General features: G+C 43.4%; 18 protein-coding genes and 1 pseudogene. 12 read left to right on the top strand and 7 right to left on the bottom strand.

Annotated elements, in window-relative coordinates; all coding sequences use genetic code 11:
* Positions 1–87: 87 nt before the first annotated feature.
* The 3 genes from RIN70_RS08430 to RIN70_RS08420 form a co-directional block, all read right to left on the bottom strand.
* Positions 88–1,506 carry a VWA domain-containing protein gene (locus tag RIN70_RS08430; protein WP_238676484.1) on the bottom strand — a complete coding sequence of 473 codons (1,419 nt, stop codon included), beginning with the start codon at positions 1,504–1,506 and terminating at the stop codon, positions 88–90.
* A 301-nt stretch (positions 1,507–1,807) separates the two neighbouring features.
* Entirely contained in the window at positions 1,808–2,683 is an 876-nt protein-coding gene (locus tag RIN70_RS08425) for a LysR family transcriptional regulator (protein WP_129823942.1), read from the bottom strand.
* Positions 2,684–2,794: 111 nt separating this feature from the next.
* Positions 2,795–3,145: a helix-turn-helix domain-containing protein gene (locus tag RIN70_RS08420; protein ID WP_070595451.1), complete on the bottom strand. Its 351-nt coding sequence runs from the start codon at positions 3,143–3,145 to the stop codon at positions 2,795–2,797.
* Positions 3,146–3,537: 392 nt separating this feature from the next.
* On the opposite strand from RIN70_RS08420, the gene RIN70_RS08415 reads away from it, so the two are divergent.
* Together RIN70_RS08415 and RIN70_RS08410 are read left to right on the top strand one after the other, a co-directional pair.
* On the top strand, positions 3,538–5,163 hold the full coding sequence (locus RIN70_RS08415; RefSeq protein WP_070466726.1) for a malolactic enzyme: 1,626 nt from the start codon (positions 3,538–3,540) through the stop codon (positions 5,161–5,163).
* Positions 5,164–5,245: 82 nt separating this feature from the next.
* Positions 5,246–6,193, top strand: a complete 948-nt coding sequence (locus RIN70_RS08410) for an AEC family transporter (RefSeq protein WP_049506358.1) — start codon at positions 5,246–5,248, stop codon at positions 6,191–6,193.
* A 100-nt stretch (positions 6,194–6,293) separates the two neighbouring features.
* Here RIN70_RS08410 and RIN70_RS08405 read toward each other — a convergent pair whose 3' ends face one another.
* Together RIN70_RS08405 and RIN70_RS08400 are read right to left on the bottom strand one after the other, a co-directional pair.
* Positions 6,294–7,103, bottom strand: a complete 810-nt coding sequence (locus RIN70_RS08405) for a Cof-type HAD-IIB family hydrolase (RefSeq protein WP_070588681.1) — start codon at positions 7,101–7,103, stop codon at positions 6,294–6,296.
* A gap of 12 nt (positions 7,104–7,115) precedes the next feature.
* Positions 7,116–7,859, bottom strand: a complete 744-nt coding sequence (locus RIN70_RS08400; protein ID WP_070588684.1) for a DeoR/GlpR family DNA-binding transcription regulator — start codon at positions 7,857–7,859, stop codon at positions 7,116–7,118.
* Positions 7,860–8,036: 177 nt separating this feature from the next.
* Here RIN70_RS08400 and RIN70_RS08395 point away from each other — a divergent pair, with 177 nt between their 5' ends.
* From RIN70_RS08395 to RIN70_RS08350, 10 genes and pseudogenes are all read left to right on the top strand, one after another.
* A complete protein-coding gene (locus RIN70_RS08395; protein ID WP_031574556.1) occupies positions 8,037–8,606 on the top strand; it encodes a sugar O-acetyltransferase in 570 nt (189 codons plus the stop codon).
* Positions 8,603–9,367, top strand: a complete 765-nt coding sequence (locus RIN70_RS08390; RefSeq protein WP_070588686.1) for a nucleoside phosphorylase — start codon at positions 8,603–8,605, stop codon at positions 9,365–9,367. Before RIN70_RS08395 ends, RIN70_RS08390 begins: the two co-directional genes overlap by 4 nt.
* A 31-nt stretch (positions 9,368–9,398) precedes the next feature.
* On the top strand, positions 9,399–10,781 hold the full coding sequence (locus tag RIN70_RS08385) for a TrkH family potassium uptake protein (RefSeq protein WP_070588687.1): 1,383 nt from the start codon (positions 9,399–9,401) through the stop codon (positions 10,779–10,781).
* Between the two features lie 9 nt (positions 10,782–10,790).
* Positions 10,791–11,456 (top strand): potassium channel family protein, encoded by a 666-nt coding sequence (locus RIN70_RS08380; protein ID WP_023919047.1) that lies wholly within the window; start codon positions 10,791–10,793, stop codon positions 11,454–11,456.
* 352 nt (positions 11,457–11,808) lie between these two features.
* Positions 11,809–11,904 (top strand): annotated as a pseudogene (locus tag RIN70_RS08375) (CPBP family intramembrane glutamate endopeptidase); the annotation flags it as partial.
* Between the two features lie 146 nt (positions 11,905–12,050).
* Entirely contained in the window at positions 12,051–14,282 is a 2,232-nt protein-coding gene (locus RIN70_RS08370) for a glycoside hydrolase family 31 protein (protein WP_070595446.1), read from the top strand.
* 69 nt (positions 14,283–14,351) lie between these two features.
* The gene (locus RIN70_RS08365) at positions 14,352–15,959 is read left to right on the top strand and encodes an alpha-glucosidase (protein ID WP_070588689.1); all 1,608 of its coding nucleotides are present in this window, start codon (positions 14,352–14,354) and stop codon (positions 15,957–15,959) included.
* Positions 15,960–16,290: 331 nt separating this feature from the next.
* Positions 16,291–18,540, top strand: a complete 2,250-nt coding sequence (gene metE, locus RIN70_RS08360) for a 5-methyltetrahydropteroyltriglutamate--homocysteine S-methyltransferase (protein WP_070588691.1) — start codon at positions 16,291–16,293, stop codon at positions 18,538–18,540.
* A 113-nt stretch (positions 18,541–18,653) separates the two neighbouring features.
* Positions 18,654–19,529: a methylenetetrahydrofolate reductase [NAD(P)H] gene (metF, locus tag RIN70_RS08355; protein ID WP_070588693.1), complete on the top strand. Its 876-nt coding sequence runs from the start codon at positions 18,654–18,656 to the stop codon at positions 19,527–19,529.
* 132 nt (positions 19,530–19,661) lie between these two features.
* The gene (locus tag RIN70_RS08350; protein WP_070588695.1) at positions 19,662–22,598 is read left to right on the top strand and encodes an ATP-binding protein; all 2,937 of its coding nucleotides are present in this window, start codon (positions 19,662–19,664) and stop codon (positions 22,596–22,598) included.
* Between the two features lie 143 nt (positions 22,599–22,741).
* On the opposite strand, the gene hutG is transcribed toward RIN70_RS08350, so the two are convergent.
* Positions 22,742–23,734 (bottom strand): formimidoylglutamase, encoded by a 993-nt coding sequence (hutG, locus tag RIN70_RS08345; RefSeq protein ID WP_024054987.1) that lies wholly within the window; start codon positions 23,732–23,734, stop codon positions 22,742–22,744.
* A gap of 82 nt (positions 23,735–23,816) precedes the next feature.
* A complete protein-coding gene (hutH, locus tag RIN70_RS08340; protein WP_070595442.1) occupies positions 23,817–25,358 on the bottom strand; it encodes a histidine ammonia-lyase in 1,542 nt (513 codons plus the stop codon).
* Between the last annotated feature and the right edge of the window lie 22 nt (positions 25,359–25,380).

Raw genomic sequence — 25,380 nt, 5'->3', positions numbered from 1 at the left:
AGTTGAAGATTTCCGCTTTCTAATGAAAATAGCAAAGGGGAAATTTTGAGTGATAAAAAGCCCAATCAACGGATTAGGCTTTTCATGTTAGTCTTTCTTTGTTTTACGAGAGAGGCCAAAGGCAGCACTCATGCTAAGAAGACCAAGGCCAAGAGTTGTCAAGGCAATTGAGGTCTTGCTTCCTGTATTTGGAAGACTTGCTTCTTTTTGAGGAAGAGCTGCAGGTGCGATATAGACTGCTGTTTTGGCAGGCTCGTTTTTAGCAGGTGTGAATACAGTCGGTTTCGCAGGGGTTACAACAGCCGGTTTTTGAGGAGTAGGAGTCGGTGTTGCAGGCGTTTGGATGCTAGGAGTTTGTGGTTTTACTTTCGCCACACGATGAGTTTTTGAGATCAACTCATACTTGTCTGTTTGGACTTTGAAGACACGACCTTTTTGGACAGTTTCAACGACTTTATTGGCAAATTGAACGTTCAACAAGTTAGCAAAGTTTTTGTCGATATCTAAGTAGAGACCATTTGTTCCATTGACCAATGGATCAAAGTCTTTTTTTTCACGTGTTTCACCAACCACTGTCAAAGAGATACCAGCATCTTTAAGGGCTTTCAGTGTCGCTTCTTTTGTTGGTGTATCCTTTGTAAGATCAATGTCCTCATCTGTAATCAAGAAAGCAAAGCGATGGTTGTTTGCCCCAGTCCCCCAGTTGTAGTCTCCTGAAGTAGCGATATGATGCAATGGAACAGTAGCATTTTCATAGTAGCCTTTAGTTTTAATGGTTTTCAAAGCAGAAATGAAACTTTCTGTATCACTTGTGAACTTAGATCCATTGAAATCATGGTATTTAACTTCACTAGCTCTTTCGTATTCAACCAATCCTAAACGAGCTTGAATATTTTTTGCCGATAGATTGCGAACGAAGGTCTCGACATTCTTCATCGTATCCCTGATGTGAGAATCCATTGAAGTTGATTTGTCGATGACAAAGACGATGTCGGATGTTCCTTGAACTTCTTTTTTATTGACGATATCGGCTTCTTTTGTAACTTCGACCACAGTTGTTTTATTGACTGTTTCAGTTGTTGTCTCAGTGTAGTCAGCTGTTTCTTTAGTGGATGTAGCTGTCTTGGTAGAAGAGACTGGTTTTGAAGTGCCAACAGGTGTGTCTTGATCTGCTAAGCTAGTCGTTTTGATGGTTGCTGTTGAGGTAGTGGTTGTATCTGCACCGTCTGTTTTAGCAGATGGGCCAGTTTTTTTAACGTCCACAGCGATAACATCCCCAGTTTTTGCTTTATCAACAGGAACAACTGGTGTATTGGCTTTGGCGTTGATTTCTTCGGTTGCAGCCGTGATAGGCGATTTTGCTGCTGTAGTAGCTGCAGGAGTAGCTTGGGTTGTTGCAGGTGCAACGTCATCAGCAGAAGCAATAGTTGTTCCTGTGAAGACAGTTCCTAAAACAACGGAAGCTAAAGTTAAAGTTTGTTTACGTGAAATAGTATATTTTTTCAAAATACGTCCCCTTTTTAATAAACTTTTTTCTATCATACAGGTTTTTGAAAAACTTGTCAACGGTATAATAATCAAGGGTTTTGTCTACTTTTATATCCCTAATTATTAATAAAAAGCCTAACAAGAAAAATATACACAAAATAATTTAAATATACAAAGTGTATAAAAGAAAATAGGATTCCCACAAATTTGCAGGAATCCTTATTTTATCGGCATTTCTACTATTTTTTTTAGTCGTAAAAAATACTAGCTAGTCACTTTTTTTATGTTTCTGCATTAGCACTAAGAACAAAGACTACGACTAGTTTAGTAATTTTTCAAAGAATTGGATGACCTCCGGTTTGAGATTACTTTCCTTCGGTTCAACTAGTGAAACGTAAAAACTAATCCGTTCATTTTCTGCCATCGGAATTGCGATCAGTTCTTCTTCACCATCTGTTAGTGCAAGATCTGCTAGTAAACTGATCCCCACTTGTTTACGAAGGAGTTGTTTTAGAAGCTGAATATCATCCGTCTGAAAGAAGGGCGTAGCCTCATGGTGATAGCGCTCATTCAACTGTTCAAAGGCTTTTAAATGAACAAAGTGCTCATCTGGAATGATAAAATCTTCATCGATGACGTCTGAAAATTGTAATACTTTTTTTGAGGCTAGTGGATGGTTGTGATGAAGGATATAGAAGAGATCTCGTTTGGCCATTTCTCTTACCTGGAAGCGATGATCTTTAATCGGTTCTAAACTCCCTAAAAAACTAGCATCTAGTTCTCCTTTGGAAAGCATTTCTAAAAGTTCAACAGACCCTTCTTGGACAGGATGGATACTTTGAAGAGCTGCAACATTACTGATAAAGGCGGGTTGTTTTCGGACAAGATAGTCAATGATGATTGGTGGGAAACCAATCGTATTGAATTGAGAAAGACTCCGGAGGATCTCTTTTTTAGCCCCTTGGATCTCAGGTAAGATCTTATGAATATGTCGTAGCAAGATTTCTCCTTGGGGCGTTAATTTGAAAGTACGGTGAGAAGGATCGTGCGCGATTAATGGGCAGTGAAATTCCTTTTCTAGTCGTTTAACCGCATAGGAAACGGATGGTTGACTGATCCCGTGTTTTTGGGCAACCCCAGTAAAGGATTGCTGTTGACTAAGATCAAGAAAATAATAAAAGTCCTTAAGATTCATTGGGCTCCCTCTTCTAAATAGACAGACATGGATAAGCAAAAATTATCCGTGATAGCTAATTTGACTATATGATTTTTTGTTTGTTACAATCTGAGGTGAGTCAGAGGACCATTAAAGGCTATCTAAAAGATCTTCGAAAATCGTTAGGATCTTCTCCCTTTTTCCAACTGGAAGTTGCTTAATTTTCATATTTACTCTCTTAAGTGAAAGGCTGTCGGTAGAATCTGAAGACACTTCGAGTGAATTAAAATTGAAGAATTCTTCAGGCGTTAACTCAAGAGCAGCAATGACTTTTTCAAGACTGTGAATGGTCAGATTCACGTTTTGATTTTCCAATTGATTGATGTATTTTAATCCAAGATCTGCCCGTTCCGATAGCTCCTCTTGACTCATGTTTTGTTTTTTTCGCAAATATTTGACCTTTTGCGCTATATACCGTTGTAAATAATGTTTTGTTTTCATGTAACCAGAATACAAGTTTTAAATGACAAAAATAACACCTTAAACAAAACAAAGTATTTTATAACAAACATATTTTAGATTTATTATCTATGGTTTTTATAGGTATTGATCATCATAAGTGGAAAAAAGAGTACCTGAAAACAGTGGATCTTTTGATGAGAATAACCTTCTAAAAGGTGGAAAGGAACAGGCTTTTTTAAGAGATGACCGTGACTATCTAGGAAGTGATGGATAAACCTATTATTTTGTTATCTATTGAAATCGCATCATTTTCGGTTGTATCGCCTGAACTTTCATTGAGTGATTCATTCATATTGTATCATATATAGAACAAAGTGTCATTTAATGCAAATAAGTGGTATAATAAATTAAACTAATAAGGAGGTCACATGATGACTGCACATGATATTTTAAACAACCCTTTCCTCAATAAAGGAACTGCCTTTACTTTAGAGGAACGTAAGCAACTAGGTCTCATTGGCCTCCTACCACCTTACGTTCAAACCATTGAAGAACAAGCAGCGCAAACTTATGCGCAAATGCAAACAAAGGTTAATGATTTGGAAAAACGTTTGTTCCTAATGGAAATTTTTAATACAAATCGTACTCTATTTTACTACCTATTTGCTCAACATTTGGAAGAGTTTAATCCCATTGTTTATGATCCAACTATTGCCGATACCATCGAAGGCTATAGCGATCTTTTTGTAGACCCACAATATGCGGCCTATCTTGACATCAATCACCCTGAAAATATCGAAGCGACTTTGAAAAATGCAGCGGGTGATCGTGAAATTCGTCTTATTGTTGTGACAGATGCAGAAGGTATTCTCGGTATTGGTGACTGGGGTACAAATGGTGTCGATATTTCTGTTGGGAAACTGATGGTCTATACTGGAGCTGCAGGAATTGATCCTTCAATGGTACTTCCTTTGGTCATTGACGCAGGTACCAATCGTGAAGAACTTCGTAACAATCCTAATTACTTGGGAAATCGCCACGAACGTGTGCGTGGTGATCGTTACTATGATTTTATCGATCAATTTGTCCAAACTGCAGAACGTCTTTTCCCTAAACTCTACCTTCACTGGGAAGATTTCGGTCGCTTAAATGCTGCCAACATCCTTGAAAAATATCGAAAACAAATCCCAACCTTTAACGATGATATCCAAGGAACTGGTATTGTAACCCTTGGTGGGATCTTTGGGGCATTGGATATTACAGGTGAAAAATTAACGGATCAAGTTTATCTCTGCTATGGTGGTGGGACTGCTGGTGCAGGGATTGCTTCTCGTGTCCTTCGTGAAATGGTTAGTGAAGGTCTGCCTGAAGAAGAAGCTTATAAACGCTTCTTTATGGTCGACAAACAAGGTCTCCTTTTTGATGATATGGATGACTTAACGCCGCAACAAAAACCATTTGCTAAGAAACGTTCTGATTTTGCCAATGCAGATCAGTTGACGGACCTTCTTGAAGTAGTGAAGACGGTTAAACCAACCATTCTTGTGGGAACTTCAACTCAGCCAAATACTTTCACAAAAGAAATTGTAGAAGCTATGTGTGAAAACACTGAACGTCCTATCATTTTCCCATTGTCAAACCCAACCAAACTAGCTGAAGCAAGTGCCAAAGATTTGATCGAATGGTCAGACGGAAAAGCATTTGTTGCAACAGGAATTCCAGCTGGTACAGTTTCCTATAAAGGTGTGGACTACGTGATTGGTCAAGCGAATAACGCACTGATTTATCCAGGTCTTGGACTTGGTATGCTGGCTTCTGAAGCGAGTCTGTTGACGGATGAAATGATTGGAGCTGCCGCACATTCATTGAGTGGTATTGTCAATCCAGGCGAACCAGGAGCACCAGTCTTACCTCCATTCAAGTATGTAGCTGATGTGTCTATCAAAGTAGCAGAAGCAGTTGCTAAAAAAGCGCAAGAACAAGGTCTTGCGCGTGCTCAAGAAACAGATATGGCTAAAGCGGTCCGTGATTTGAAATGGTACCCAGAATATAAATAAGTAAATGGGAATGGGGTGTACGAGTGCGACGGGATGCCTCGTACACCTTTTGTGTATGTCTTGTTAGATAGAAAGGGAGACTATGGAAATCTTTTTAACGTCAATTCAGAGTATTGTACCCATTATCGTCATCATCATTCTTGGTTATTTCTTGCAAGTCCGCGGTTGGTTCCAAGAGAGTTTCGGAAATGACTTGTCTAAGCTCATTATGAACGTGGCCATGCCTGTTGCAATTTTCACCTCTGTTCTTAAATATTTAACTTTAGATAAGCTGATTAGCTTGTCTGGCGGTTTGTTGTACACGTTTATCGCCTTCATTCTTGGTTACCTAGCGGCCTTTATCGCAGTGAAAGTTTTTAAAGTGCGCCCAGGTCGTCGAGGGACTATGATTAATACCTTTGTTAATGCCAATACCATATTTATTGGTTTGCCTTTAAATATCGCTTTGTTTGGAAATCAAGCCCTTCCTTACTTCTTGGTTTATTATATTACAAATACAGTATCTACTTGGACATTAGGTGTCTATCTGATGACTTCTGATAGTAAAGAAGGGGCTTCAAAACAGGCTCAAACATTTAATTGGAAGAAGCTTTTCCCAGCTCCTTTATTAGGTTTTCTCGTAGCCCTCGTCTTTTTGGTGTTGCGTATTCCTGTTCCAAGTTTTGCGGAAAGTACCTTGACTTATATTGGTAGTTTAACAACGCCCTTATCTCTTGTCTATATCGGTATCGTCCTAGCTAAGGCAGGACTTAAGACGATTCGCTTTGATAAAGATACCATTATCACACTGGTTGGTCGTTTTATTCTTGCACCGGTCATCATGCTCTTGGTTCTGAAGTTCTTCTCTCCAAATATGGTGGCACCAGAATTTAGAACCTTTATGATTCAATCAGCAACACCAGCCTTGGCAGTTCTTCCTATCCTTGCCAATCAAGGTAAAGGTGATGTTGAGTTTTCAACGAATGTGGTCACTCTCAGCACAGTCTTATTTGTGATTGTGGTTCCAATTCTGCAGACATTGTTGGGATAGCATTTATATGAAAATGGTGTAGTTTTAGTGCTATACATTCGTCAATAGATCTATAAAAGGACGTCGGGTATTATACTCGACGTCCTTTTTAAACGGATGACTAAATCAACACATAGGTTTCAACCGCTTGCCCAGCCCCGTTTTCATTGTTGGTCTTTGTCACGACTGCTGCTCCGTCTTTCACCTCTTGAGGAGCGTTGCCCATAGCGACCCCGATGCCTGCTTTTTTGAGCATAGGAAGGTCATTGAAGTTGTCCCCCATGGTGAGGACTTCTTCTAAGATCAAGTGGTAGTGGTTGGCGAGTTCAACCAGAGCATCCTCTTTAGAGACGTGCTTAGCCGTGACTTCTAGGTAGTTGGCTTTGGAGAGATAAAAGGCGGTAGAAGGGAAGTCGTCGGTAGAAATAGCACGATAGAGGGCTTGGATCTCTTCTGCTTCCCCAATTAAGAGCAATTTGTGGAGGGGCTTTGTCGCATCCAGTAAAGGATCCAATAGGGGAAGAATGATAGGTTTTTCTCCTGTAATCCGGGCCTCCTCTTGGCTCCATTGGTCGAGATGATCGGTCATCCAGTCTTTTCCACTATAGAGGTTGATCGAAACCTGAGGAAAGTGTTGGTTGGCCCAATCAATAAATTGACGGGCTTCAATCTTGTCTAAGGGATGCTCAAACAGAACCTGCTCTCCTTTTTGGATCAAGGCTCCATTGTAGCAGGCCATAGGACAGTCTTCTATGCCGAGCTCTTTGGCAATGGGTGCCATCCCTTTTGGAGAGCGAGCAGAGGCCAGCACGAAAGGAATCTTTTCACGCTTTAAATCCGGGATCAATGATGCTAACTGTGGATCGATCTGATGGTGGTCATTTAAGATGGTGCCATCGATATCGCTGATGATGAGACGAATGTGAGACATAAAGATTACCTCCTAATAGAGAATAGTGGTTTCGTTGCCGACTTGTTTAAGGATTTCAGGGCTTGGTTTTTGGTCGGTAATCCAATAATCAAATTGCTTGAGACGAGCAAGATAGTAGTTGGCATTTTGGGAGAACTTGCTGCTTTCTGCCACAAGGATCTTGGTACGAGCTCGTTCAAAAACGAGAGACTTGACGGCAACGTCTTCAGCATCCTCAAAGGTGACTTCGCCATTGGCTAAGCTACTCGCTCCAAAAAAAGCGAGATCAAAGCGAAGATTGTCCAGTATTTGTGCTTGATTCGCGTCATAGTAGAAGCGGTTTTTAGGGTAGAATTTTCCTCCTAAAAGATGAAAGTCAACCTGGGAATGGCTACTGAGCTGGATGGCATTGTCAAGGGAATGCGAATAGATTGTGACTTCCTTATTAAGCAAACCAGCAAGCAGGGTCATCGAGGTGGAAACATCGAGAAAGATCACTTGTCCATCTTGGATCAATTGCAGGGCCTTTTGAGCCATGGCAGTCTTTTCCTTGTTGGCTTTCTGACTACGGTCTAGATAAGAAGGGCCGGGTTCTTTGTTTAAGGGAAGGAGACCACCATGGGTTCTGCGGACCAGCTGGCGTTGGCTAAGAAGGGCAAAGTCTCTGCGAATAGTATCTTTTGAAACCTTAAAGTAATCAACCATTTCTTTAGCCGATAGCTGTTTTCGCTCTTCTAAGAGTTCTAATATTTTTTCGAGTCGCTGTTCCTGGTACATGAATTCGCTCCTTATTTCTGTTCTTGTCTTCATTGTACACCATTTTGTAAGTGGATGCAAGTTTTGTTAAGTTTTTTTAAGTGTTTACGATCTTTTTTCTTGCAAACCCTTATTCTGACGTTTGTTTTAAAGGGGGAATTCTGCTATAATATGTCAAAATAACGTGGAGGTTTCCTTATGGCCAGTGAATATGAAAAAATGATTGCGGGTGACTACTATAGACCTGCGGACCCTGAATTACGGGCTTTGGCCCAATCCTCTCGGGAGAAACAAGAAGCTTTTAACCAAGAGGTGGATCCTAAAAAAGGGGCAGCTATCATCAAAGAGTGGTTTGGATCAACCGGTGAAAACCTCTATCTCAATCGTCAGGTTCTTGTGGATTATGGGGTCAACATCCATCTAGGAGAAAATTTCTATGCCAATTACAATTTGACCATGTTGGACATTTGTCCCATTACGATCGGCAATAATGCCATGATTGGTCCCAATTGCCAATTTTTGACGCCCTTGCACCCACTGGATCCAGACGAGCGCAATTCTGGTCTCGAGTACGGAGCTCCGATTACGATAGGAGACAACTTCTGGGCAGGAGGAGGCGTTACTATCCTTCCTGGAGTGACGCTGGGTGATAATGTGGTCGCTGGCGCTGGGGCAGTGGTCACCAAGTCCTTTGGAGACAATGTGGTCCTTGCAGGAAACCCAGCCCGTGTCATTAAAGAAATACTCGTCAAAAAGGAGAAACAATGATCCATAAACATGAAATACCCATTTTAGAGTTTGACGACAATCCGCAGGCAGTCATTATGCCGACCCATGAGGGGTTAGACCTGCACCTACCCGAAAAATGTGTTTATGCTTTCCTGGAGGATGAGATTGATCGCTTTGCCAAAGCTGTTGGAGCCAAACAAGTAGCTAGCTTTGTCTCAGCTACCAAGGTCTATCCGGTCTATGTTATGGAGCACCAAGGAGAGGAAATCTGCTTGGCCCAAGCGCCAGTTGGATCTGCAGCTGCTGCCCAATTCATGGATTGGTTGATTGGCTATGGGGTGAAGAAGATTATATCGGCAGGTAGCTGTGGGGTCTTGGTGGACATAGAAGAAAATGCCTTCTTGATCCCTACCAAGGCCTTGCGAGATGAGGGAGCCAGTTACCATTATGTGGCGCCCTCCCGTTATATAGAGGTGGACGGCCGTGCCCTGACTGCTATTGAAACAGTTCTCAAACAAGCGTCCATTCCTTATCAAGAGGTCATGACCTGGTCGACCGACGGTTTTTATAGGGAAACACCTGACAAGGTGGCCTATCGCATCGAAGAAGGGTGTAGTGTGGTGGAGATGGAGTGCGCCTCCCTTGCTGCAGTGGCTCAACTTCGTGGGGCGGTTTGGGGCTTGCTCCTCTTTACCGCAGATTCTCTTGCAGACCTGGAAAATTATGACCAGCGTGACTGGGGCTCTGAAGCATTCGAGAAGGCCTTAGAATTATGCCTAGAAATGGTTCATTACTTGTAGGTCTATTCTCTTTTTATGATACAATGAAGCTATGTTAGTGAAATCATATTTTAAACAATGGCGAGCCAAACTGACTCGCCTGTCTCCGGCAAGGCGGATCTTTCTCAGCTTTGCCTTGGTTATCCTGATGGGCTCGCTCTTACTGAGTTTGCCCTTTGTCCAGCAAGTAAGCTCAACAGCAGGCTATATCGATCACCTCTTTACAGCAGTCTCTATGGTTTGTGTGACGGGGCTTTTTACCCAGTCGGTGGCTTCGACCTATAATGGCTGGGGGCAATTGATTTGTATGCTCTTGATCCAGATTGGGGGATTAGGGATTTTGACCTTTATCGGTCTCTTCTTTATGGAAGGTCGCCAAAAGCTCAGTTACAAGGATCGGCAGACCATTCGGGATAGCTTTAGTTTTAGCAATAACCAGAGTTTGGCCCGTTTTGTCCGCTCCATCTTTATTACCACCTTTACCATCGAAGGACTGGGGGCCTTGCTCCTCATGACTCGCTTTATTCCTCGCTTTGGCTGGGGCCATGGGATCTTTAACTCCATCTTTGTTGCTGTCTCGGCCTTTTGTAATGCGGGCTTTGATAATTTTGGGGGCGATAGTATGATGAGTTTCCAGACCGATTGGTTGGTCAATCTGACCTTGTCTGCTCTGATCATTACCGGAGGCTTGGGCTTCATGGTCTGGTTTGACCTAGCCACCAAGGCCCGCAATCAATCAGGGCGGCGAACTCTTCGCTTCCATACCAAGGTGGTTCTCTGGTTAACAGCTGCGATCCTTCTCTTTGGGACAGTGACTAGTCTTTTGACCGAGTTTAATAATCCAGCAACGATTGGGTCCCTTCCATTAGGAGAGAAGATCTTGGTCAGCTTCTTCCAAACTGTCAGTATGCGGACAGCTGGTTTTGCTTCGCTAGATTATACAGCAGTCCGGCCAGTGACGCTCTTTATCTATCTCTTACAGATGTTCCTAGGAGGAGCACCAGGCGGGACAGCAGGAGGGATGAAGATCACCACCTTCTTGGTGCTGATTCTCTTAGCGCGCAAAGAGTTGCTCGGCTTGCCACATACCAACCTGGGTAAACGCACCATCGCACCAGACTTGGTCCAACGCTCTTTGGGGACGGCAGTGATTTTCCAGTTGACTTTTCTCCTTGGACTCTTTGGTCTTTGTCTCGTGACTCCGGATGGTCAACGCTTTTTGTACCTGGTCTTTGAGGCAGTATCGGCTCTAGCGACAGTAGGTGTGACAGCCAATGTGACCTCGACCTTAAATGGGGCGGGACTAGGCATTATCATGGTCCTCATGTTTATCGGTCGGATCGGCCCCTTGACCCTTATGGTCAGTTTGAACAATTACAAAGCTAAGAAGGCAGATGCCTTGCAATATGCTAAAGCAGACATCATTATCGGATAGGAGAGACTTATGGCAAATCGTACCATTGGAATTTTAGGATTAGGAATTTTTGGACAGAGTGTCCTGAAAACCCTGCAAGACCAGGATGTGGATATTGTTGCGATTGATGATCACGCAGATGTGATCAACCAATATGAATCCATGATTACGACTGGAATTGTTGGAGACATTACGGAGTTGGACCTCTTGGATGCAGCAGATATTGGGAACTGTGACACAGTCGTGATCGCGACGGGTGAAAACCTGGAGTCCAGTGTGCTGGCTGTCATGCACTGTAAGGCACTAGGTGTCGAGCACGTCATTGCCAAGGTCAAAAATGAAGTGACCAAAGAAATTCTGGAAAAGATTGGGGCTGATTTGGTCATCCTGCCAGAGGTAGAAGCAGGCATGTCCCTCGCTAAAATGGTTCTTTTCCAACACCGGATTGAAGTTTTCCAGTTGGATGAAGAAGTGGTAGTAGTCGAGTTTACGGTTCCATCCAGCTGGGTAGGAAAAAGCCTTCAGGACTTGGCTGTCAGAGAGGAGTACCATCTCAACATTATTGGTTATCGAGATGCGGAAGATCAACCGCTTCATATTCAGATTGCTCCCGACTTTATCTGGCCAGAAGGGGTGCGCGTGATGGCGGTGACAGACAACCAGTATCTGGATAGAATCCAAGACTTGTTAGACTAATCGTGTAATTGAGAGTGGGACAGAAATCGGTAATTCATTAGAATTCGATTTCGTCGTCCCACCTCCGCACAGTTGAGTAGGGCTGTAAAAGCTGATGAATCAGCGTAGTAGAGCCCACTCAACCACTGCGTCTTGCTCAACAATCCAAAAACAATTAAGAGGCTAGGACTTTTGTCCCGGCCTCAGAATGTTGATAACCTATTTCTTAACTAAAATAGGTGAAATGATTCTGCAGAAATATGATTTTTAATTTTTACTCCGCAGACACCCTCTGTATCTTAATTTAGTCATGGAGCTTCCTGGATTGCTGAAATCATCCACTGGATAATTTCACCTAACGTCCGTCCTCAAGGTCGTCAAGAATCTCTTGCCATTTTTCCTCATGCATGCCTTGGCAGATATGTTTGGATCGAGTCTCATGTATCTCTTGATCCATTGGGGAAGTTGATCTTATAAAATTTTAGGAAAGGCTCTGTCAGGTGTTGACAGGCCTTTTTTTGAGTGCTATAGTAAAATCGTAAACGCCTACACGGAGAGGCGGAGCAGATAAAAAGCGGGCAGTCAGATGCCCTATAAAAAGAGGAGGAAAGACAAATGGCAGGATCAGTGATACAGGGAGAGAACTACCGAATCTCCGTATTAACGGAATCTTTGGTTCGCTTGGAATACTCAGAGGATGGTGTTTTTGAAGATGGTCAGACGCAAGTTGTGCAAAATCGTGATTTTGGACCTGTTGCTTATGAGGTCGTAGAGACAGAAGAGGTCCTCGATCTGCATACGGAGCATCTCCACCTTCATTTTGAAAAGGGACCTTTTACACCGGATCGGCTTTTTATCGAGCTCAAGGGTCAGTATGCAGTCTATGGTAGCCGGTGGCACTATGGAGATCAGCCTGAGACCTTGAAAGGGACCAGTCGGACGCTTGACGAGGTCGATGGAGCTATGGAGTTGGAAGATGGGATCTTGAGCAAGGCCGGTTATGCTCTTTTGGACGATTCCAGTTCCTACTTGTATGATGTCGAAAGCGGATATAGAGCACGGCCATGTCCAGAAGTGGATCTGTATTTCTTCGGTTATGGGCGCGATTATCTAGGGGCCTTGAAAGATTTTTACCATCTGACGGGACAACCACCCCTCTTGCCACGTTATGCTCTGGGAAACTGGTGGAGTCGGTATTGGCCTTATACCAGTCAGGAGTACACAGATTTAATGGATCGTTTCAAAGCTGAAGGGGTGCCTTTGGCTGTCAGTGTGATCGATATGGACTGGCATAAGACAGCGATTCCTGCTCGCTTTGGAAGTGGTTGGACGGGCTATAGTTGGAACCGGGACTTGATTCCTGATCCAGCAGCCTTCTTACATGGTCTTCATGAGCGTGGTTTAAAGGTGACCTTAAATGTCCATCCAGCAGATGGCATTCGCGCCTTCGAAGATGCTTACCCTATGGTTGCAAAACGCTTGGGATTAGATGCGGAAAAAGAAGAAGCGGCTAGCTTTGACTTTTACAGTCCAGCCTTTCGCGAAGCTTATTTCGAAGATGTCCACCATCCCTTGGAAAATCAAGGAGTCGACTTTTGGTGGATTGATTGGCAACAGGGAAGTCATGGCAAGATGGATCCCCTTTGGTTGTTAAATCACTATCATTATCTAGACAATTGCCGAAAAGGCCAAGCTGGTCTCATCTTATCGCGTTATGGGGGTCCTGGCAGCCACCGGTATCCGATCGGTTTTTCAGGGGATACCATTGTGACTTGGGAATCCCTAGCCTTTCAACCCTATTTTACCAGCACAGCTTCAAATATCGGTTATACGTGGTGGAGTCACGATATTGGTGGCCATATGCGGGGTTACTATGATGAAGATTTGGCTCTTCGCTGGTTGCAATTTGGGGTCTTTAGCCCGATCAATCGTCTCCATAGTTCTTGTAATGCCTTTAACAGCAAGGAACCGTGGTTTTACTCGCCTGAGACCTGTCGCTGGATGAAGCAGTATTTGCGCCTGCGTCACAGCTTACTGCCTTATCTTTACACCATGAATGTGGCGACGCATGAAGAAGGACTGCCTTTGGTTCAGCCTCTCTATTACCATTACCCAAACGAAGAAGAGGCTTATGAGGCTAAAAATCAATATTTCTTTGGTAGTGAACTCATGGTGGCCCCAATTACAGAGGCTCTGGATCCTGTCTATCATAGTGCTTCTGTGAGTGTTTGGTTCCCAGACGGAGTTTGGTATGATTTCTTCCATGATTGGAAGTACGAAGGAAAAGGCAAGCTTACAGTCTTTAGAGCTAGCCAGGATATTCCGGTCCTTGCGCGTGCAGGAGCCATCATCCCTATGGATGCACAACCGCAGACAGGGGTAGAGCTCCCAGAAATGCTGGACTGGCATCTTTTCCCAGGTGACAATCGTTCCTTCGTACTCGTCGAAGGAGAAGGAGATAACAGGGTTGAAACCCGCCTAACTGTCAATTGGGATGAAAGAAAGATTAGGCTGGATGTAACAGGTGATCGAACGCTGCTTCCTGAAAAGAGACAGCACCGGTTCTTCCTCCATACCTTTGAGACAGCCCCTATCTTAGTGGACAATCACAGTCAGGAGATTGCGATGGGTGAGCTGCAATCGCGTCCTACCGCAAAAGAAGATCGGATGTTTGAGCTCTTGAAATCTGCCAACCTGGCCTACGATAGAAAGAATGAATTATTTGCGACTTGTTCAACAGCCAAGGATTGGAAACAGTTGATGAAGATCATTACGCCTTTAGAGGAAGGTTTGCGTCAACGTCTCTTTGAAGTGATTTATTCCAGTGAAGAGAATGAAGACTTGTAAATTCTTGCAATTTCACCCCTATTATTGTAAGATGAAAGTGATTTCACAATCATAAAGGAGAAGAAAAAAATGGAACAAAAATGGTGGCATAATGCCGTAATTTACCAAGTTTATCCAAAGAGTTTCAAGGATAGTAATGGCGATGGCATCGGGGATCTCAAGGGGATCACGAGCAAGCTAGACTACTTGGAAAAATTAGGGATTACAGCGATCTGGCTCTCACCAGTCTACAAGAGTCCCATGGATGATAACGGCTATGACATCTCGGATTACGAGGATATTGCCTCCATCTTTGGGACTATGGAAGATATGGAAGAATTGATCGCAGAAGGCCATAAACGCAAGATCAAAATCATCATGGACTTGGTGGTCAACCATACCTCTGATGAGCATGCTTGGTTTATCGAAGCACGTGAAAATCCAGATAGTCCAAAGCGGGATTTCTATATTTGGCGCAATGAGCCCAATGGTATTATTTCTGCTTTTAGTGGCTCTGCTTGGGAATTGGATGAAGCATCAGGCCAATACTACCTGCATAACTTCAGTAAGAAGCAACCAGACCTCAACTGGGAAAACGAGGAGCTTCGTCATCAGATCTATGACATGATGAATTTCTGGATTGACAAGGGGATTGGTGGCTTCCGTATGGATGTCATCGATATGATCGGTAAGATCCCAGATCAGGAAATCATCAGCAATGGTCCCATGCTCCATCCTTATTTGAAGGAAATGAATCAAGCTACCTTTGGCGATAAGGATCTGCTCACCGTGGGAGAAACTTGGGGAGCGACTCCAGAGATTGCTAAGCAATATTCCAATCCAAAAAATCAAGAATTGTCCATGGTCTTCCAATTTGAACACATTGGTCTTCAATACCAACCGGGTCAACCAAAATGGCACTACGCTAAGGAATTGGATGTGCCAAAATTGAAAGAAATTTTCACCAAGTGGCAGACGGAATTAGGAAAAGACGAAGGCTGGAATTCCCTCTTTTGGAACAACCACGATCTCCCACGGATTGTGTCAACTTGGGGGGATGATGGCGACTACCGTGTCAAATCTGCCAAGGCTTTAGCAATTCTGCTTCACTTGATGAAGGGGACTCCGTATATCTATCAAGGAGAAGAAATCGGGATGACCAATTATCCATTTCAGACCCTCGAGGATGTAGAAGATATCGAGTCAATCAACTATGCCCATGAAGCCTTAGAAAAAGGAGTGCCACTCGAAGTGATCATGGATCAGATCCGCCATATTGGTCGGGACAATGCACGGACACCGATGCAGTGGAATGATGAGGCAGAAGCTGGCTTTACGACAGGTCAACCATGGCTTGCGGTCAACCCAAACCACAAAGAGATCAATGTTGAGGCTGCTCTAGCAGATCCAGACTCCATTTTCTATACCTATCAAACTCTGGTGGCCTTGAGAAAAGAGTATCCTTGGCTTGTGACGGCTGATTATGAATTGGTGGACGCAGTAGACAAGGTTTTTGCTTACAAGCGGGTAGAAGGAGTGCAAGCCTACCTCGTCGTTGTCAATCTCTCAAGTCAAGAGCAAGACTTACCACTTGTCAATGGAGTTGAAGAGGTTCTCATTGCCAATACCAAGGTGGAGCAGGTCCTCGAATCGGGCAAGTTAGCCCCTTGGGATGCCTTCTGTGTCAAATTAGCCTAATGAAGCAAATGAAAAAAATTAAGGAACGAACTTCCTTATAAAAGCAGGTCTTTCTCAGTAGAGAAGGCCTTCTTTAGTTTTTAGGGGCTGTTCTTCTAGCAGAATCCGCTCAAAAATCCGCTTAAAATCCGCTCAAAAATGGTTTTGGGGATGCTTGGGTTATAGGAAATATTTATAAGAAGTCCTAGTTTTTGATTTTGATTTCTGCTCTCAAGGCCTATTAAATCTGTGTTATAGTTTTTGGCTATATCAAAATTCGTGTAAAAGCAATTATACAAGACGGCTATCTTCTGATATGATAGTGTCAATTAGAATTTTTGGAGGACACAACATGTCAACTACAATTATCGGTTTCCCACGTTTGGGTGAATTCCGTGAATTAAAATTTACAACTGAAAAATACTTTAGAAAAGAAATCTCAGCAGACGAGCTCTTGGTAGCTGCTAAAGACTTGCGCGCAAAACACTGGAACATTGTTAAAGAACAAGGCATCTCAGAGATTCCTTCAAATGACTTCTCACACTACGACAATTTCCTTGATGCGGCCTTCCTTTTCAACGTCGTGCCTGCATCTGTTCAAAACTTGGATTTGACAGACCTTGAACAATACTTCGCTTTGGCGCGTGGTTACCAAGGTGAAAAAGGGGATGTCCGTGCCCTTCCAATGAAAAAATGGTTTAACACCAACTACCATTACATCGTTCCTAAATTTGAAAAAGCGACAGAAGTGAAATTGGCTGGTCACAAGATTTTTGATGAGTACCAAGAAGCCAAAGAATTGGGGATCAACACTCGTCCAGTAGTGGTTGGACCATTCACTTTCCTTCAATTATCTGACTTTGAAGATGGTGTGAAAGCTGAAGACTTCGTCGACAGCTTGGTTGCTGCTTACCAAGAAGTCTTTGCCAAATTGGCTGAGCTTGGTGCGACTCGTATTCAACTCGATGAGCCAGCTCTTGTCAAAGATTTGTCAGCTGAAGAAAAAGCTCTCTTCTTGAACCTCTACAACAAACTCTTGGCTGACAAGAAAGGCCTTGAAGTCTTGATCCAAACTTACTTTGGTGATGTTCGTGATGTCTACAATGATCTTGTGAACTTGCCAGTAGATGGTATTGGTCTTGACTTTGTTGAAGGCAAGAAAACACTTGAACTCGTTAAAGGTGGCTTCCCAGCTGATAAGACCCTTTATGCAGGTATTGTGAATGGGAAAAACATCTGGCGCAACAACTATGAAAAGAGTTTGGAAATCTTGGATCAAGTTCCAGCTGAAAAGGTTGTCTTGACGACTTCTTGCTCCCTTCTTCATGTGCCATTTACAACGGCTAACGAAGATTTTGAACCAGCTATTTTGAACCACTTCGCCTTTGCAGTTGAAAAATTGGGTGAATTGCGTGACTTGGATGCCATCCGCAATGGTCAAGGGGCAGAAGCTCTTGCTGCCAACAAAGAACTCTTTGCAACAGAACGCGTTGGAGCAAATGCTGAACTTCATGCTCGTATCGCAGCTTTGACAGAAGCAGACTACACTCGTTTGCCAGCTTTCGCAGAACGTGAAGAAATCCAAAAAGAAGCCTTCAAGCTTCCAGCACTTCCAACAACTACCATCGGTTCATTCCCTCAAACTAAGGAAGTACGTGCCAAACGTTTGGCCTTCCGTAAGGGTGAATTGACACAAGAAGAATACGATGCCTTCCTTGCTGAAACGATCGACGAATGGATCAAATGGCAAGAAGAAGTTGGATTTGACGTACTTGTACACGGTGAATTCGAGCGGAACGATATGGTTGAGTACTTCGGTCAAAACTTGTCTGGTTACCTCTTCTCTAAAAACGGTTGGGTACAATCATACGGTATGCGTGGGGTGAAACCACCAATCATCTGGGGAGATGTGACTCGTCTCAACCCAATCACTGTGAAATGGTCTAGCTACGCACAAAGCCGTACAGACAAACCTGTTAAAGGGATGTTGACTGGACCTGTTACCATTCTTAACTGGTCATTCCCACGTGAAGACATCTCTATCAAGGATTCTACTCTTCAAATCGCTCTTGCCATCAAGGATGAAGTTCTTGACCTTGAAGCTGCAGGCGTGAAGATCATCCAAATCGACGAGGCTGCTCTTCGTGAAAAATTGCCACTCCGTCGTAGCGACTGGTACGAAGACTACCTTGACTGGGCGATTCCAGCCTTCCGTTTGGTACACTCAACTGTAGCACCAGACACCCAAATCCACACTCACATGTGTTACTCAGAATTTACAGATATCATCCCAGCTATCGACAACTTGGATGCTGACGTCATCTCATTTGAGGCAAGCCGTTCAAACCTTGAAATCTTGGATGAGTTGAAAGCAAAAAACTTCCAAACAGAAGTTGGACCTGGGGTTTACGATATCCACTCACCACGTGTCCCACAAGACGGTGAAATTGATCATACCATCGAAGCAATCTTGGCAAAAGTACCAAGTGGCAAAGTTTGGATCAACCCTGACTGTGGTTTGAAGACTCGTGGAATTAAAGAAACAAAAGAAAGCTTGATCAAACTCGTTAATGCTGCTAAAGAAGCGCGTGAACACTTGTAAGAAATGTTTCGAGGACCTTCTATCATCGTGTAGAGGGTTTTCGAATCGTTCCCTTATCTTAGAAATAGTGGCTCAGAGTTCTTGATCAAAGAAACAAAAGAAAAGGATAGAATATGTCACAACACACACCGTCTCTGTCATTTGAAGTTTTTCCTCCAAATCCTGAAGTAGGCAATGCCAAACTCTTACGTGCTTTGGCAAATATGCAGGAGCTAGCTCCTCACTTTATTAGTGTGACCGCTAGCAATAATAAATACAATATCAAAGAGACGACGGTTGCTTTAGCCAATTACATTCAAAATGAATTGTCTATTCCGACGATTGCTCACTTGCCAGCCGTCTATTTGAGCAAGGAAAAAGTGGCCGATACTCTTCATGAGTTAGATGAAGTAGGGGTTCATCGGATTTTGGCTCTGCGTGGGGATATTATTCCTGGTGTGGAACCTTTAAAAGACTTTCGTTATGCAACGGATCTGATTGAATTTATTAAAACAGAAGCTCCTCATTTTGAGGTAATTGGTGCTTGCTATCCTGAGGGACACCCAGATTCTCCAAACCAAATTTCAGATATTCAAAATCTTAAAAAGAAGGTAGATGCAGGGTGCTCTAGCTTGGTCACTCAACTTTTCTTTGACAATGAGCGATTCTATGATTTTCAGGATAAGTGTACCTTGGCTGGGATCGATGTTCCTATTCATGCAGGAGTGATGCCGATTCTCAACCGTAATCAGGCTCTTCGTCTCCTTAAGACTTGTGAAAATGTTCATATCCCACGGAAGTTTAAAGCCATTCTGGACAAGTATGAGCATGATCCTGAGTCACTCAGAGCAGCAGGACTTGCCTATGCAGTCGATCAAATCGTTGATTTGGTCACTCAAGATGTGGCAGGTGTCCACCTTTACACCATGAACAATGAAGATGTCGCTTACCACGTCTACCAAGCAACAAAGGCGTTATTTGATCATCAACCGAATTTTGAAGGGAATTAATCAACACTTTTAGTAGGAAGTGTAGAGATTGAGAAAGAATCGTTCTCAATCTCTTTTTATTTGGATAAATCACTTGCTAAAAGCCAACTTTTTTTTTATAGTATAACTAAGACGATTTTGGAGGCGCTTGCAATGAAGAAAGATCTCACGTTAAAGTTATTTGGACCCCCTAAGGTTGTTTTCAATCAGAAAGATATTCGGTTTTCTTTTTCGAAGATGGAGGCCTTGCTTTATTACTTGGCGGTCATGGGGCAAGTCAACCGTGATGAAATAGCCGGTATCCTCTGGGGAGATAAGGAAAACCAAGTCGCTCGCAAAAACTTACGGAATACGGTTTACCAAGCCAATAAAATCTTTGAAGGAGATATCATTGTCTCACCAAGCCGGAGTAGTTTGGCTCTTAATCCTGAGTTGAGTCTTTGTTTAGATGTTCAGCGTTTTGAAAGAGACCCACTAAGTGCCTTGGATATCTATCAGGGAGACTTTCTAGAGGGCTTCTATGTCAAGGATGATGAAGACTTTGATCAGTGGGCTTCTCGTAAACGAGATGCTTATAGGAAGCTCTATGTCGAAAGCTGCTATCAAAAAATTGAGCAGGTCGGTTTTGCAGATCCTAGTATAGAAATCTTGCTCCATCATTTGGTAGAGCTGGATGAATTTGAAGAGAAAAACTACCAGCTCTTGATGGAGTATTATAGCTTCCATCATCAGCTAGGAAAATTTTTTGAGACCTACTATAAGCTAGTCGATTTATTGGATCGCGAGCTCAGTGTGCGTCCCAGTCGAGCGATTGAGGAACTTTATCACTCCGTTTTGGAAGCCAAACGAACTCATAAACTGAGTCATCGCTTAAATATCCATGAACTTCCCTTCTTTGGTCGGAAACAAGAACTCTCGCAACTCGAGGAATACCTTTCCTTAGTCGAGACGGGTGAGGCGGTAGGTCCTTTTCTCGTGATAGGGCAATCTGGAACAGGTAAGAAACGTCTGTTACGGCAGTTGGTCTTGATGTCCAATCGCAGTTTTAACTTTATCAAGGTGGAAGGAAAAGCTACTAGTCAACGCTATGAAGGAAGCGCCTGGAATGATCTCAGACAAGCGCTAGAGAAACTGGGGGATGAGATGGGGATTTCCCTTCTGGAAGAGGAGGATGATCTCATTTCTGTATGGAATCAGCTTCAGAGCCTTAGCAAAGAAAAACCGCTCCTGATCCTGCTTGAAAACGCCCAGTGGTTCGATGCAGTGTCTCTAGAAAAAGTGAAACAACTAGAGGAAAGAAGAAACCAGGAGAAATGGCAACTGATTTTTACAGCTGAAGAGCCTCTGCCAGCTTTCTTCGTCAACTTCTTGGGGGGCTTGAAGGTAGAGAAACGCTTGTCCCAACTAGAGTTGACCAATTTTGCCCCAAGTGAAAGTCGTGCTCTCTTGAAAGGGGAACTGGGAGCAATAGAGCCTGCAGTGATGGAGCAGATGGTCGAATGGAGTGAAGGCAGTCCGTTCTTTCTGTCCAGCTATATCGAAGAGTGGAAAGAAAATGAAAATTTAGAACCCTTGCCTGATATCATTCAAGCCTATCTTTCTCAGGAGCTTGGGGATATGAGCAGTGAGGAAGAGGCTCTTCTACACTACCTATCTTGTTTTCATAAGCCAATTTCTCTGTCTATCTTAGCAGAATTGACGGCTACAGAGCTTCCTGTTTTGACAGAATTAATCGAGCCTTTATCTGAAAGAGCGATCGTCTCAATCGTAGAAGAAGGCGAGGCTCTCATGGTTCAATTCTGCAAGCAATTGGTAGCCATGTACTTTTACCATCTTCTTTCGCCAGCTAGACGGCGGCTCTTCCACCAACAAATTGCGCAAAAATTGGAAGAAACTTTAGAAGATTCGACGGACCTTCTTCTTTATAAGGAAATTGCCTACCAATACAAACAATCCCAAAATCTTTTGCGTTCCATATCTTTTGAGTTGACCTATTTAGAAGAAATCCTTCAGCTGGAGCATGAGCTGTTTCCGATTTATTCCAAGGTAGATGAGGGGTTCCTATCAGATGGTACAAATAGCCATTTGGACATTTTTGGAGAGCTATCCCGCATTCGCCAAGAATTAGATAACCTCTTTTCAAGGCACCAAAGAGATAGAGAATACAAGCATTTACAACTGCGTTACTTGTACCTAGAAGGTCGCTATTTTATTCGAAGTGGGGAGTATCAAAAGGGGATTCATGATATCCAAAAAGTCATCTCCTATGCGCGGGAACTCAAGCAATCCGACTTCCTCTTAGAGGGTTATCGGCAAATCATTTATTATTGCATTCAAACGGAAAATATCTCTGAGATGGCCTATTATACAGATTTAGCTTTAGAAGATGCCATCCAAGCTAATAATCATGAGGTCATCGCGATCCAGTTGCGTTTGAAGGGCTTGTATCACCTGATGGTTGGGGATGAGGAGCAGGCAACCCGGCATCTGTATCGCTCTATTGATTGCTTTAGTTTGACCAATAGCATGCAGGCCAAGTATGCCATTCAAATTGCAGCTTCTTTGGCCTACCTCGCTGAAATCGAGCAAGTGAGAGGGCATTTCCAAGTAGCGGTCATCCACTTAGAAGAGGTTCTGCGTTTGGTGGGAGATCAAGCTGTTGATTCCGTCCGCGTCGTCTTTGATATTGATCTTGGGATCGCCTATTATTGGAAGGGAGATTTGATTCAAGCTCGCCTCTGTTTTGACAGAGCTCAGAAGATTTTGTCCAGTGTTCGTTTCCCTTGGAAGGAAGAATTGCTCGAATTTTACCAATCTTTGATTGCTTGTCAGCAAGGGGATCAGGAGAAGGTTGCGGATTATCTGGCTCGAAAAGAAAGGACGATGAATCCATCTGCCAATTCGCGGGATAAGGGGATGGTTCATTATCTATTGGCTTTCTTATCTAATCAAAAGGAGAAGGGAGAAGAGCTCGCTCCTGCCCTGAGCACCTTCTTGAAAGAAGATAAGAATTACTACAAGAAGGTGGCAGAGCAACACTTGAATCCCTACAGAGATCGTCAGTTTCTTAAGAAATTAAAAGACCTGTAGTGTCTCTTGCCTAAATCATAAGAGAAGGCTAAGTGGCCTGTCCTCTTTTCAGGCAAAGATCATTGTGTCTGAAAATGAAGAAAAAGCATAGAAATGCCCTAGCAATGGGTGTTTCTATGCTTTTTATGTGTGTAGAAATCTTCTTAGTTCAGTTTTTGTTGCGCCAATATTTGGGTCAAGTAAAAGATAAAGGTCGCAGCAAGATTTGAAGTATGGTTGTCAATGTCATGAGGAGGAGAAACTTCCACGACATCAAATCCGATTAGCTTACCACTGGCAGCAATGTGTTGGAGAAGCAGGAGGGCTAGTTTGGGATCGACACCAAGTGATTGGATGGCGCTAACACCAGGAGCAGAGCCGACCGCAAAGCAATCCATATCAATAGACAGATAGATCGCGGTTTGGTTTTCTAAAAATTGATCGATTCGATCCAGAATGGCTTGGTGGCTCATCTGGAAGAGATCTTGGCCAGTTAAAAAATCAATGCTTGGTGTTTTAGCAACATAATTAAAGAGGAAGAGGTTATTATTGTGCTCTTGGATCCCCAGGATGAGGTAAGGGAAGTCCTGACCTTTTTCTTTAGCATGATCAGCCATTTGACGAAAACCTGTTCCAGAATTGGGACCGGTTTGGTCGTAAGGTCGCAAATCAAAGTGGGCATCCAGATTGATCACAGCCAGTTGTTCATCTTTTTCTAAACTGGATTGAATCCCTAGATAGTGGCCGTAAGCAGTTCCGTGACCGCCTCCTAGGACAATGGGTTGAATCCCTAATTGGTACATGCGCTGGATCGCTTGTGAGAGGCTTTCTTGGAGTTCTTCTAGTGAATGGTTAGGCCCGTCAATATTTCCCACATCATACACTGTCACATTGGTTCCCCAGTGCCATGGAAGTTTAGCGATTTGAGAACGGATGGCTGTAGGACCCTCGACTGCTCCTACACGCCCATTATTGATATAGACTCCTTTGTCACTCTTAAAGCCGATGATCCCAAAGGTCATACCCTCAAATGGAGTGAGGGTCTCGTCGTTTAGGTCTAAAAATTTGGTGACCATTCCCCATTTGGCCGTGTAGGGATTGTCCTCGATGCTACCTTGGTAGTAGCTGTAGGTCATTGGATAGTAGTTTGTGAGCAAGCTTGTCGCCTCCCTTATTTTTCTGAAAGCAGGCAGAGGCTGAGAAGATCGCCAGCCTCTGTTTTGCTTTATTCTTACTGTATCAGTATTGAATGCTTAAGTCAACTGCTTTTTCGATGGTTGCTAAGAATTCTTCGCTTTCGACAACAGCAGATGCTTTATTAAGTTCTTCAAAGATTTCGATATCTTTGTCAAATTCAATGAAGTTCAGTTTTTGACGAATCAGCTCATAAGCTGGTTTTGTACCTTTACCAAGTTCATGATTTTCTGGCTTGAGATCCAAGGCTTGGCAAGCTGCCATGATTTCAGTAGCAACGATGCGACGGGAGTTTTTAAGAATTTCTGCTGCTTTACGAGCGGCAGTCGTTCCCATGCTGACGAAATCTTCTTGGTTTTCACAAGATGGAATAGAATCGACACTAGCAGGGTGAGCCAAAATTTTATTTTCCGATGCAAGGGATGCACAAGCATACTGGGTAATCATGAAGCCTGAGTTGAGTCCAGGGTGTTTAACCAAGAAGGATGGTAATTTACTAAGCTGGCTGTTGACCAAGCGTTCCACCCGACGTTCAGATACGTTTCCGATTTCAGAAAGGGCGATCCCTAGGAAGTCAAATGGTTGTGCCATTGGTTCTCCGTGGAAGTTCCCGCCGGAGATGACGTGGCCTTCTTTAGTAATAATTGGATTATCTGTCACAGAGTTGATTTCGATTTCAACTTTTTCTTTTACATAAGCAATAGAATCCTTGCTAGCTCCATGGATTTGAGGGATACAACGGAGTGTGTAAGGGTCTTGGACCCGTTGTTGGGTTGCTACCGTTGTGTTCTTGCTTCCTTCAAGGAGGTTGCGGATATTGCGAGCGGTTGCCAATTGTCCACTTTGAGGACGGATGGTATGAAGGTCTTCTTCGAATGGACTGGTAATTCCATTGTGAACTTCCATTGAGAGAGCACCAGCGATATCAGAGAGTTTGAGCAATTGGATACCATCATAAGTCGCAAGAGCACCGATACCGGTTAGGACAGTCGTACCATTGATCAAGGCAAGCCCTTCTTTGGCAGCTAATTGGATCTTTTCAATTCCAGCACGATCTAAGGCTTCTTGACCACTGAGAAGTTCTCCTTTGTAGTAGGCGCGTCCAAGACCCAACATTGGTAAAACCATATGAGAAAGAGGAGCAAGATCTCCAGAAGCTCCGAGAGAGCCTTTTTCAGGGATATAAGGAGTGACTCCTTTGTTGAGCAATTCTAACAGTTTTTCAACGGTTGACAGACGAATGCCAGAATAACCTTTCAATAGTGAGTTAATACGGATCAGCATGATGGCACGAACGGCATCTTCAGGAAGTGGATCACCGAAGCCAGATGAGTGAGTTCGAATCAGGTTTTCTTGCAGTTGAACAGTATCTTCTGGAGAGATGCTGACATTACAGAGGGAACCAAAGCCAGTGGTTACACCATAGACGACTCGTTTTTCCCGGACAATGTCATCAACGATTTTACGGGATGCGATAACGGCTTCTTTGGCTTGTTCATCAAGCTCACATTGGGCACCGTGCCGAGCTACAGCGATGACTTCTTCGAGTGTTAAGCTATTACCATCTAAATGAATCAATTGAGTCATATAAAACCTCCGATTATGAATA

The sequence above is a fragment of the Streptococcus parasanguinis genome (assembly GCF_032163505.1).
In the GTDB taxonomy this organism is placed as follows: Bacteria; Bacillota; Bacilli; order Lactobacillales; family Streptococcaceae; genus Streptococcus; species Streptococcus parasanguinis_V.
Note: the sequence above shows the minus strand (reverse complement) of the source record. Positions and strands in the feature narration are given on the sequence as shown.